We start from the raw sequence: 11,780 nt of genomic DNA, 5'->3' as shown, positions 1-11,780 counted from the left end.
AGGTGCGATTCACGCGCTAAGAGCGGGCTGAAGTCACAACGCAAGCTTGAGCAAGCCACGATGTTCTATTCGGCAGCAGCCAGCGGCAAACGCTGACGCTCTCCACCGGCGTTGGCCAGCCCAGGCAGCCACTGCGCCGAGATGCGCTCTCCACGAAGTGTCGTCCGATGATGCAGCCGGTAATCGTATTCATCGCCCACCAGCACGTTGTACAGCTGTGCCTGGCGATCACGCCAGATCAAATTGTGGATAGCCAGACAGCCTTCGAGAATTTGCTGCTCTACAACACTTGCCGGCCGCTCCTGAGCTTTACAGCGCTCGGCCAGCAAGTCCCAAAGCTCAAGCAAACGCTCCCACTGAGCAGCAGTCGCCAGTAATCGCATGAGCTGTTGCCCTTCGTTTTCACCTTGATGAAACCAGGCTGCCTCCAGCTCCTGGTCAGCGCCAAAAGTTGCCAGCAATGCCAACTGTTCCTTCAGTTGTGCGCGTAGTGGATCTTGAGGCTGCTCCGGTGCAGCGGCCGGTAGTTCGGTGATTGGCAGTGGCGGAACTTGCAGGCTTACATCAGCTTCGTGCGCTGCCGGAGTAACGATATCAAGCACCAATCGACGCACCTGGGAGTCCTGCTCCAGCAGCATGATCAACGCTGCCCGAACTCGTTCTTCGGGCATAGCAGGTGATGGAAGTTTAGGCATCAAAAACCTCCAGAAGGTCACGCAGTTGCGCCCTTACCTTGAGCTTGTGGGCTAGCTCCTGAGCAAAAGCCAACACCATGCTGCGTTGATACACGGGCAGCCTCATGAAGCGGCGACGCAATACCGCGATAGCTTCCTGAGAAGGCTCGGGATAAGGCGACTCAACATCCGGTACTTGCAAAGAGCCAGACATGAAAGCTAGATCCTGTGGGCTAACACTTGACCAGAAGTTCTGAAAAATCAGCGGCAGATAAAGTTGCAATAACGCAATGTCCGGCAACGCAGAGAAGTCACCTGCATTGCTTGACGACGCGCTCACCTGCTCGGTTACCGGTAGGGTCGAACCCAGTTGAACCAACAGATGTTCGACCAACCAATTACCCACTTGTGGAGGCAAACATTCCCCCGTCGCCAAACGAGCGCGTTCAGCCATCGGCTCATAGCGCAGTACCTCCCAAGTGCAACAGTGCAACTGGACAAACGCTTTGGAAACATCAGCCAAGTGGTGAGCGCCTGCCCGGTCATAAATCACTGTGATAGCCACCTGCGCCAGTTGCTCACGCAGGTTTCGACGGTCGCTCAACTGCTTGAGCACTGTGCCTACGGTATTCGCCGAATGGCTGCTCAGTGACACCCAAGGCTCACCGTCGATGAATGTAGGCTTCCAATGCGCATCGCTAAAATTCGTAGATTCGAAACAAGCAACTTGGTCGCCACTTAGCACTAAAGCGTATTTCTCGGTAGACACGGGCTATCCACTCAATGTACACCTGCATCAAAATGATGTAGGGTGTTTAGTTATCAAACTGATTCAGGCTTCTTGAAGTGATCCACGGCCGCATCAAGCTGAGTGTAGATGGTTGCTTCGGCTTTATCCGGCGCCAAGGTCTTTTCCGCAGCCACAATCTTGGCTTCGATCTCTGCACTGGCGGCAGGGCCGAGGCCTCCCTCGAAGTACTTGAGTAAGCTGACAACATCGGTTGTAGAGTGCAGTAGCGACGTCAGACGCGTGCTATTGAAGTACTCTGGGTTGTTCGCAACCAACGGCCAAAGGTTGGCCATAGTGCCTTCGCGCACATTGAATTTTTCATCTAGCCCATGGGCACCGACTGCCAGGCCCGCCGCATATTTCTCGGTATCAGTGATTTTTGCGGACTCAACCGGGTCAAGTTCGAAAGTGCGAATTTCTTCCATGTAGGCTTCAAAGCTATCGAAATTTTCGGGCTTGATATCTTGATGAGCGGCCTGGATGGAGCGGTCACCAATGTCCTTCAACTGATCCCCAGGCCGGAAAATCTGCATCACTTGCAGCACGGCTTGAACAACGCTGACAAAGGTGTTGATTCTCTCCAAGCCACTGATCAAGGCAGGTACAACTTTGGGCAGAACGGTAGTGCAGAATGAGGCCGCAGCTGACCCAATAGACGTAACCACTGGCGCAACAGTAGAAACTACGCTGGCAATTGCACTGAATCCGGCAGCTAATGCGGGAAGAATCATGATTTATGCTCCTAAATTGCGTCGTAAAATTTAAGCTTTTCAAGCTGCTTCATTGGCCGCTGGGCAAGGATCACATCCAGGGCCTCGAGCGACGTTCCTAATGCGTTGAATGCTTGATCAAGTAGCGGGCGAATGTGCGCCCAGTCGTCTTCGTACCAGTCGGCAATGCTGGCGCAATCCTCGAAGACCTTCGTCAACAATCTAGACACGTAGTCCGGGGGCTGACCAAGGGAGTTACACAATGCATGGAACTCAATGCCAAAACGCTGGGCTATACGTGCCTGCAACGATTCAAAACGTTCCGCCTCCCAGCGCAGATGGTTGAGCTTTAAAAACATGTTGATCAGCAAGCTGCCTTTTTCCAGTGTCTGCGCTAGATAATCCGAACCACTCATCAGAGGGTCTGCTGCCAACCTTGGCAGCAGCTTCTGACGCTGCACCCACAGCTGGGCCCGGCCACGCTGCTTGATGGTCTCTTCGGGTATTTCCGCCGCATCGGTTTGAGCAATCTGTTCGATCTGAACGCGCACCGCGCCGTGCCAACCACCGCAATAAACAATGGTCTCCCCTGGTTTGAGCAAGGGCAGAAAAGCCTGCTGCTCTTCGCTCAAGCCAATCGCATCCCCGATGATCTTGCGGTCATCGGCAGCGAACAGGCGATGAACAATTTTCGTGTTGGTATTCTTGATTACATCGGCGATCAACTTGTTCGGAATCTGATCGGCAATGATCAAACCCTCACCGTACTTGCGCACTTCGGCAAGCAGGTTCGCGAACATCTCAACCCCCATTTTCTTTGACTCTGCATCGCCAGGCTCTGCGCGCGACAACAGGCGATGGGCTTCCTCGATCAATGTCAGATGCTGGAAAGCCGGCTGGACCCGGTGCCGCTGCTTCATGCATTCCGCTAGACGATTGATGATCAGGCCCATCAGAAGGGCCTTGTCCTTCTCGTCCTTGATTTCCTCCATCTCGATTACTACTCGACGATCAAGTAATTGATCAAAATTCATCGAGTAGCGCGAGTTGAGCATTCGCCCTTTGACACCAAGCGTCAGGCTGGTCAGCCGCGCCACCAGCGAACCACGATATTTCTCTTCGAACTCTTTGCCCATTTTTTTGGAGTTGATCACCTGGTCAAGCCTGGCGATCATGTCGGAGAAAGTCGGCCACGCATCGCTGCCACTGCTCCATGGATCGTCAATCAAATAGTTCTGAGTGCTGTGTATATCCCATCCTTTGAGCTTGTAGGCTTCAATGATCGCCTCTTCCACAATCGAAGGCATCGCCGCCTCCATGGGAAATACTGCCGCCAGGGTGGCGTTCAGTACCGAGATATGACTCGCCAGATTCTGCCGACTGGACACCAGCTCGAATGGGTTCAGACGAAACGGAGTAAGGTCCTCGCGACCCAAGGTGTAGTAATCGACATCAACCCCGCGGCCATACAGTGCTCGGTATTCAGTTTTGGCCGGCTCGATGACCATGAATGGCAAGCGGGACTCAAGCAGAAGGTTCATGCATGTGGTGGTTTTTCCCGCACCAGTCACTCCCGTTACGAAAACGTGCTTGGATAACTCTTTAAGTGGCAGACTGACCGGCTTGTGCTTGAGCAACCTCCCATGCTGAATGATGTTCCCGATCTTCAGGGTTTGATCAACGGCGAAATGGTCCGTGCCGGTATTAAGCGCGAAATCGACGTTTTTGCGGATTTTCAACCCTGGCAGCTCCAGACACGGTAAGCCAGCAACCAACGCCAGTTCTTCGATGTTGAGCCAGGTCGCGCCTAGCAACTCACCGTTCGCCATGAGTGGCGTACTGTGGGCGACACAGTTATCGGTAGAAACACCCTTGTTTTTCAGTCGGCGTAGCTGCAGCAGCTCGGCAAGGTTGAAGCTGACGCCAGACTGCAACTTGTGAACACGCAAGGGCGTCACGCTTGAGCTATTACCCTGGAATGTCGAAATCAACCCCCGCGAGAGCCGCTCGAAGGTGCTTCGAGACTCGGCACTCACATAGATGGCGGTGCGGTACATTCCTTTACTACGTCCCTGCAAGAAACGCTCGATCAATGTCCCGCTCAGGTGCTTTTGCAGCTCTTCAGCACGCTTGTCGGTGCGCTCACGCGTCATCGCAAGGCTTTGACCGCCACTGGTTCCGTTGGCAATGGAGTCGCTTTTACCCGTGGACTCAGAGTCATTCCTACCGAAGGTCTTGGAGTTGTTGGTACCTTCCTGGATCGACTTCTTTCCGCTACTGCCATTTTCGGTAGCGTTCTTGTTGATGCCCCGGGTGGTATTTTCCGAGGTACCTTTGGTGTCATTGCTTGACGTTCCAGTTGTCCGGGTGCTCTGCCAGCCACTGTTCTCGGATTGCTGCACTGACTGTTTGACATGGGCCGACAACAGCGTGGACAGGTTGTAGACGCTGTCGAGTGTAGCGCGAACTTCATCGTCCGTACCTGGTTCGGCATAGATGGTCAGTTGCCACGTCTCACCCACCAAGCTGTTGGCCAAGCGCTCGACACCTTGGAAATCTTCTTCAGTCGTACGATCGCTATCATTGAATGATGGCACACCGGTGATCATGCCAAGATGGCGGCTATCTCGATAAAGGTGCTTGAACTGTTCGTCATCGTTCCTGACGTCATCCAGTCGAGCACCAAGGAAGTTACCTTCGAAGGTTGCTCGCAGCATTTTTGCTGCGTCCGGAATGTCGACATCGTCGGACGATGTCGCCACCCCTAGATACAGGTTGATGCCTTCGGGACGGCCCGAAAGTATGTAGACGCTGGCGCAAGACGTGTTGTTCAGACACGAAATGACATTGGTCATTGCCTGACGATAAGCATCCGGCTTGCCCTCGCCGATCTCACTAATATGCAACATGCGATAGCTGATCTGGCTATCCTGCAGCTTTGGCAAGCGGACCATCTGAGCGAAATTGGGTGCGTCCCAATCAATGCGGGGCAAATCGTTGGCCAGCGGTGCAAGGGCATTCAAGCCTGCAGGCGTTGGATCGTATTTGGCGTTCATTCAAAATTCCCAATCCATGAGGATGAACCAGCACACAGGTCTGCGACAGGCCCGGACGCTGACAAATAATGCCATATTGCCATGATTGACCACAGCAGCCTCACTCATTTCCACATCACACCCCCCGCCGCCGCGCCTTAACCTCCGCCACAACAGCCTCCAGCCACCCGGCCTCACGCATTTTCAAATCAGTACCACCGCACCGCGGGCACACCATAAACCACTCCCCTGGCCTCATTGCATCGCTACGCGGCGCGAGGGTCTTCTTCCACTTGCAGTCTTCACACACCAATGTGAAGGGCTTAGGTTTTATCGGCATGAATGCCTACTCCTGTAGAACGCTGGCCAGCATCAGTCCGCAACCGGCACCAACGCCTGCAGCAACTCCAACTTTCGCCGCAACTGCGCTACATGCTCCCGCTCCGCCCGCAACGCCGACCGCAACTCGCGGTTCTCCATCTCCCAGATCTGCAACCAGCGCAAATCCCTCTGGCAGAGCTCGACCTTCTTGCCCATCTCGCCCAGCCTCAACCCCTGTTGTATCAGCACCAGCAGGATGATCCCCATCGCCACCAAAGCGCCCGTCGCAACCACTTCCGACATTGTCATGCTCATGTCCTTTGCTGCCCCCGATGTATTCCGAAGACCCGCTAAAGATATGTAATGCAAAGCTACACGTCCAGAATGTAGACTTATACAGGTAAAGTAATCGCGCACATGGAGAGGGTATGAAACGCAAGCAATCCGTCGAGCAGGTTCGCTGGGACCTGGCACTTCGCTATCGTTTGATCGAGACCGTTGCCTGGTGGGAAGGCCGGCTGACTACGGGGCATCTGATGCAGAGCTTCGGCATCAGCCGCCAGCAGGCGTCCAAGGACATCAACACCTACATCACCGAACATGCGCCCGAAAACCTTACATATGACAAGAAGATCAAGGGCTATGTACCCAGCGACCAGTTCGAGCCGCAGTTCATCGACGACAGCGCCAGCGCCTACCTGCACCTGTTGTACCAGAACAATGAGCGCGCCCCGCACATAGACGGGCTGGCCCTGGCCTATGCGCACACCCGGGTACTGGAGGTGCCTGATCGCCCCATTCGGCCCGAGGTGCTGCGCCCCTTGCTCAAGGCCTGCCGTGAAGGCCTGCGCCTGGAAACCGAGTACGTGTCCTTCAACACCCCCAACGTCGAGGTGCGCCTGATCGCCCCGCACACGCTGGTCTACACCGGCATGCGCTGGCATGTGCGGGCCTACTGCGAAAAGAACGGTCAGTACCGCGACTTCGTCCTCAGCCGCCTGCGCGGGAAGCCAGACTTTCTCGACGCCTCGCCGAACACGCGCGAGCAGGATGAAGACTGGAATGTCGAAGTGCCGATCATCTTCGAGCCTGATTGGCGCTTGAACGCGGCGCAGAAGGCAATCATCGAAATTGACTTCGGCATGACGCTGGGCCAGTTGGTGGTGTCCAGCCGCAGGGCATTGGTGAAGTATGTGCTGCAGCGGTATCAGATCGACCACCGCAGCATGGCGATACTGCCTGAGGCTCAGCAACTGGTGGTGAGCAACCTCCAGGAACTGCAGCCGTGGTTGATGAAGTACTGACACTTAGCTCTTCGCAGCGTCAACCGAGATAAACTGCGGGGCTGCGCCAACCTGCTAGGCTAGCTGGTTCCGGTCATTATTCTGCTGATGCTGGATGACCCGGACACATTCTGGGGTGGGCGTGAGTTACCGTGGCCGATTAGCTCAATGATCACGTTTGGGCCATGGGTCGCCCTGCAGTGGGCGACCGAGCCATCAACGGCTGGCCAGGAATCCTTGCAGCAGTATTCCAATCGGTATTCCAGTGTGAAATTCAAAATAGAATTCACCTAACATAATCAACATGTTACTGAGTTAATTCAGATTACCCCGGCACACCGAAGTTTCAGATCACTTTTATGCGCATGTTGGTGCCTGGGATCTGGAAACCGCTAGGTCAATATCGCTTGAAACGAGCCCCGATGTCGTGTTCCGTGAAGCACCGCCAACGGCCGGACGTCTCTGAAAACACGTTCACGAGTAGCTCTTCCGACCCAAAATCTCAGAATCCCCCCCTTCCCTGTAGTCCATTTCCCAAAGATACTCCCAACCCACCTTTCCCATTGCGGTCGTGTTTCCACCCCCTTAGTCTCAGCACGTCGTTGCACATCAACGACTAGCTTTGACAGGCTGATGACGACCAAACACGCGGATTGCCTATGGCGGCTGTGTGTGGGGCACCTCGTGTGCGCCGGTTTGGTCTTCACCGGTCTGTCAACCCATGCACAGCTGCCACCACTTGTTTGACAGCAAGCGTTGGTCGCTCCACTGAGGACCAGAACATGCTGAAGATCGTCCCCGACCCACCACCCACACCCGTCACCCTGGAAGACACCCTAACCCTAGCCGCCGACTACGCCCTCTGCGCCGAAGCCGTGGCCCAACAAGCCCTCCTCATGCAGCCCCGCTCCCCGGCAGCCCCACTGATCATGGCCTCCATGCACGAGCTGGAATCCCTGCGCCGCCTGCTGGAATCCGCCCTCCTGCAAATCCACCACCCTCCCTCGCGACACCCCACGCACTAACCCTCAAGCCCCTGGTTCAAGCAAAGCGGCAGTCATCAACTTGCCTAGCCAAACAGCCAGCCCAAAAAACTTCAGGGAGCCACACCCATGTCCAACCCAGACACCCCCCGCACCCTCGGCCAAACCGTCTTCTACCAGGGCGAAAACCACACCCACGCACTGTTCCGCATCGAACCCGGCATCCCTTGCCAACACGCCCGCGAACAGGCTTCGGAATTGATGGGTTACGCCCGCGACCTCACCCTCGAAGGCTTGATGGAAGACAAACCCAAACTGATCTGGGCCGCCCATTACCTCTGCGCACTCGGCAAAGCGCTGCTGGACGACGCTGAACTAGGCATGATGCGCTAAGCCTATAGATCCCCGGCGGAATGAGGCTGCTCATCGCGCCGGGACATGGCTCGTGGGTGAAGCTTGCGGGATCTCATAAAAGAGCCGTGAAATCCAACGACCCAAGCCCAAGCAATTACCGTTTCTTATCGCTTTCTACTCTGGCGAAGCGACAACTATCCAGACACCGCGGGCGCCCTTCTGCCACGTCGCGGATATTGCGATGCATCAACATGCCAGTAGTCTCAGCACTGAAAGTTTAGCGTTCCTACAGCCTCCACCTCAAAAGCAAGCTGAAACTTTCAGATTATTTTCTTTCCTTGTAGTCCGCTTCTCAAAGACACACGAAATCCGCCGTACCTATTGCGGTGCCTTGCCCCTACCCTTAGCCTCGCGTGTCGTTGCCTATCGCCATGCTTGCCCTGAAACGCTAATGCCTACCCAACATGCGGAATATCAAGGGCGGCTACGTGTAAAGCACCTAAACGTGTCTTTGCATTCCCTAAGCACAAAACTGTACTCAAGGAAGAAACACATACCCATGACAGCCGAATCTACGTCCACAACCGTCCAGCAAAACCAATCCTCCAACCCACCGCCCGACCCCTCTACCCCCAATTCCGCCCGGCAAGCAGTATTCAAACTGCTTGCCGATATCAAATGGTGGCTGCCAGTAGCTTCAACACTTATCTCAATCTTGCTCCTCACCAAGTACCTTTGGGTAATCCATCACCCGGAGTTGATTTTGAGCTCGTTAGGTAACCCCTCAAACTTGGTTGCCTGGTTATTCTTCAGCCTGCTGGTACTCGCCTCTCTGCTGATCATCGTATCGGTGCCCTCTTGGGTCTTCACGCTGAGCATGTCTGTATGCAACGTTGACAGAGAGCTGGAAAAGAAGCTCGCCTTACGCTTTGGCCTGATCGTAGTCGGGGGCTATTTACTGCTATCGCTCAACCTGCTGGGGGCAATCTTTGGTTTCACCATGGCCCCAGCCTACTTCTTCCCTATCGTCGTAGCCGCTGCCATTTGTGCGCTGCTGATTGTGCTTCGCCGCAATCCGCCCCTGCACGAGAAAGTACTGGAACTGCCACCTGGCCCCCGCAAACCTGCTCATCGCAAAATCTTTTACACAGCCGTCGTTGGCTGGCTCGGTGTGCTGCTGGCATTCACTTCGATGAGTGGCGTCATGCCCGCCCAGCTAGCCATCATGACCTGGCGAGGCGGAGAGAGCGATGAGGAAGCCATTGGTGCTATCGTGCTCTGCTTGCTGATCATGACGCTGTACCTGGCGCCGGTCATCGTCTTTTACCGGGCAGAGGGCGATGCGATGGGCCGCATCGGTCGAGCCGCATTGACATTACTTGGGTGCGTTTTCGTCAATGCAATGCTGTTGCCGGCCTTCGTGGACTTGTGGGTTTACTCCGCCGCCAATCTGATCAAGATCAGAGACAATACCGAGCTTAGCTATGTGTTAAGCGAAAAGGACTACCCGAAAGAGGTATTCAGTAGCGCCACGTGGCAACTGGAAAGCTATGAGGGACCCAATGGTTTGTACAGTGTTAGAGGGTTCCGTCTGTTCCGCTTCGGCGATACGTTATTGATCTGTCCTGCGAGCTACCGAGATGTCGGTTTGAAAAAGATCGACAGCTACGTCCATCGCTGTATTGCGTTGTCCGAGGCCAAGGTGCATGTCGCCGCCCCTGTATTAAGCGACGATGCCGTGACGGAGGCCAAGCCGAATTGATCCGGCACCCTTCGTTTCATTGTTGATTGAACAGCGGCGCGCCTTAGGGGGGCTGCCCCAGGCGCACCTACGCGCCGGGGATCTCAAACCGGGCCCGGCACCTGAGGCAATGCTCGCCCCGAAAGAAAACGCGGCAACACCACCATATGCGGCAGTGCAAACGCCGCCAGCACCACGAACAGCGCCCGAATACCGGTCTGTTCCTGCTGCCAGAACACAGCCCCACCCACCAGGGCAAACACCGCTGCCCCAGCGAGCACTGGCCAGGTGCGATGCAGGTAGTCGCCCATCGACAAGGCACCTACCATTCGCTCGCGCACACGGGTCTGGGGTTCGGCATGCAGCAGGTAGAACCCGAGCGCAAACCCGATCAGCGGCGGTGTCACCACCACCAGCAGCAAGGTCACCGCCAGGCGCAGGTCACGCCGTTGCCAGGCACTCATCAGCAGCACACCGAACGCAATCAGCCCGGCACACGCCAGCGTCACCGCCAGCCATCCACCCAAGGCAGAAGAGGCACCGGCCGCCATCGCCAGGTTGAGCAACTCGGCTACCGCATCAGGGTGCAACACTGCAGGCCCGCCCAGGATGAACAGCCCCAGCGCAATCTGCTCATGCCGCCGCTGAAACACCTCATCCTCATGGGCGAAGTGCCAAACCGACAGCAATAAAAAGGCGGTAAGCGCCAACGCCCCCGCCACTTGCCAGACCATGGCACACACCACGGCCACGCCCAGGTAGCTGAGCACAAAGCGCCTGCGCTGCCCGTGCTCGACCAGGTACAGGTCGCTGGCCCCATGCAGCAGGCCAAGCCCGAGCCCGACCAGCAGCACGTAGGCCAGCGGCGCCAGCCCGCCTGCAAGGCTGGCCGCTATCGCCAGCCCCACAAGGGCGCGCCAGCTGCGCCCTGTGCAGGTCATGCTCAGTAGCCTCGGCCTACCGGCACGGCGCGCAGGTTACGTTCCGAGGTAAAGGCGTAGACGACCTTGGCCAGCACGTCGAGCACCAGGAATACCCACACGGTGGTGGCATCGCTCACGGCCCAGAAGCCTTCGGGGCCGACGGCGAAGACCACGGGGTAGATCAGCCACAGCACGGTGAGAAAGCCTACGTTGCGGCGGTAGGCGGGGCTGACGCCGGGTTGTTGGCTGGCGATGCTGGCGACGGGTTTCCACAGCAGGTACAGCACGCCAGCAAACGCGGCGCAGGACCAGGCGAAGAACACCCACTTGATCACGCCATAAGGGGCCAGGGAGGCGATCAGGCCGGTGACGATCATGATGACGTCGAGGGTGACGATGGCGGTGATGTAGCCGCTTTTGCCGTACAGGTCGCGGGTGCCGTAGTAGGCGGAGCTGACGACGCCTGCCAACAGCAGTGGGGTGGTGAAGGCCCAGTCTACGTAGCGGGCCAGGTAGGTGACGCTGCCGTCGACTTTGATCAGGTTACCGACGCCCAGGTACATGCACAGGTAGGCGGTGGCGGCGATGAAGGGGACGGCGGCGTGGATGAGGGTGTGGCCTAGCAGCGGACCGTAGTGTGCGCCTTTGATGTAGATGGCCAGTGATGCCAGGGCCATGACGATGAAACCGATCAGCAAGGGGGTTTGGATCATTTGAGGCTCCGCTACCAGCAGTAAAAGGCCCGGGGTGCATGCAAGGGGGTGCCGGGGTTCGCCGCGGTTTTTTTAGCCGCTTCGTTTACGGATGGAGAGGGGGGTGAGATTTTTGGTTCAAAATGTTTCGGGGGTCGGTTGAGATCTTTTCCAGGTCACCCGACCCACTGTGGGAAGCGGCCTTGTGCCGCGATGGGCTGCGCAGCAGCCCCAGGATTTCAGCCCGCACCTCAAATCGCCGGGGCCGCTATGC

At 56.5% G+C, this 11,780-nt stretch carries 11 protein-coding genes; 4 read left to right on the top strand and 7 right to left on the bottom strand.

Annotated features, from left to right (window positions below; genetic code table 11):
• Positions 1-65: 65 nt before the first annotated feature.
• From ACF8GB_RS10925 to ACF8GB_RS10905, 5 genes are all read right to left on the bottom strand, one after another.
• Positions 66-695, bottom strand: a complete 630-nt coding sequence (locus ACF8GB_RS10925) for a hypothetical protein (protein ID WP_326384420.1) — start codon at positions 693-695, stop codon at positions 66-68.
• Complete coding sequence (locus tag ACF8GB_RS10920; RefSeq protein ID WP_326384419.1) at positions 688-1,443, bottom strand: hypothetical protein; 756 nt, start codon at positions 1,441-1,443, stop codon at positions 688-690. The genes ACF8GB_RS10925 and ACF8GB_RS10920 overlap by 8 nt, the downstream gene beginning before the upstream one ends.
• Positions 1,444-1,496: 53 nt before the next feature.
• Positions 1,497-2,195, bottom strand: coding sequence for a hypothetical protein (locus ACF8GB_RS10915; RefSeq protein ID WP_326384418.1), 699 nt, complete (start codon positions 2,193-2,195; stop codon positions 1,497-1,499).
• Between the two features lie 11 nt (positions 2,196-2,206).
• A complete protein-coding gene (locus ACF8GB_RS10910) occupies positions 2,207-5,230 on the bottom strand; it encodes a hypothetical protein (protein ID WP_326384417.1) in 3,024 nt (1,007 codons plus the stop codon).
• A 351-nt stretch (positions 5,231-5,581) separates the two neighbouring features.
• Positions 5,582-5,839 (bottom strand): hypothetical protein, encoded by a 258-nt coding sequence (locus ACF8GB_RS10905; RefSeq protein WP_326384416.1) that lies wholly within the window; start codon positions 5,837-5,839, stop codon positions 5,582-5,584.
• 119 nt (positions 5,840-5,958) lie between these two features.
• Between ACF8GB_RS10905 and ACF8GB_RS10900 the strand changes: the two genes are divergently transcribed.
• The 4 genes from ACF8GB_RS10900 to ACF8GB_RS10885 all read left to right on the top strand — a co-directional run bounded on the left by ACF8GB_RS10900 (position 5,959) and on the right by ACF8GB_RS10885 (position 9,912).
• Positions 5,959-6,834, top strand: coding sequence for a WYL domain-containing protein (locus tag ACF8GB_RS10900; protein WP_326384415.1), 876 nt, complete (start codon positions 5,959-5,961; stop codon positions 6,832-6,834).
• A 761-nt stretch (positions 6,835-7,595) separates the two neighbouring features.
• Positions 7,596-7,838, top strand: a complete 243-nt coding sequence (locus ACF8GB_RS10895) for a hypothetical protein (RefSeq protein WP_145128939.1) — start codon at positions 7,596-7,598, stop codon at positions 7,836-7,838.
• An 87-nt stretch (positions 7,839-7,925) separates the two neighbouring features.
• Positions 7,926-8,189, top strand: coding sequence for a DUF3077 domain-containing protein (locus ACF8GB_RS10890; RefSeq protein ID WP_392527021.1), 264 nt, complete (start codon positions 7,926-7,928; stop codon positions 8,187-8,189).
• Between the two features lie 520 nt (positions 8,190-8,709).
• Positions 8,710-9,912: a hypothetical protein gene (locus ACF8GB_RS10885; protein ID WP_326384414.1), complete on the top strand. Its 1,203-nt coding sequence runs from the start codon at positions 8,710-8,712 to the stop codon at positions 9,910-9,912.
• A gap of 83 nt (positions 9,913-9,995) precedes the next feature.
• Here the strand turns inward: ACF8GB_RS10885 and ACF8GB_RS10880 are convergent, their stop codons facing one another.
• The gene (locus tag ACF8GB_RS10880; RefSeq protein WP_326384413.1) at positions 9,996-10,832 is read right to left on the bottom strand and encodes a beta-carotene 15,15'-dioxygenase, Brp/Blh family; all 837 of its coding nucleotides are present in this window, start codon (positions 10,830-10,832) and stop codon (positions 9,996-9,998) included.
• 2 nt (positions 10,833-10,834) lie between these two features.
• A complete protein-coding gene (locus ACF8GB_RS10875; RefSeq protein WP_023534529.1) occupies positions 10,835-11,527 on the bottom strand; it encodes a bacteriorhodopsin in 693 nt (230 codons plus the stop codon).
• Positions 11,528-11,780: the final 253 nt, after the last annotated feature.

Source organism: Pseudomonas sp. xss_4 (assembly GCF_043104125.1).
Taxonomy (GTDB): Bacteria; Pseudomonadota; Gammaproteobacteria; order Pseudomonadales; family Pseudomonadaceae; genus Aquipseudomonas; species Aquipseudomonas parafulva_B.
The sequence above is the reverse complement of the archived record's forward strand: the minus strand, read 5'-3'. Positions and strand labels throughout refer to the sequence as shown.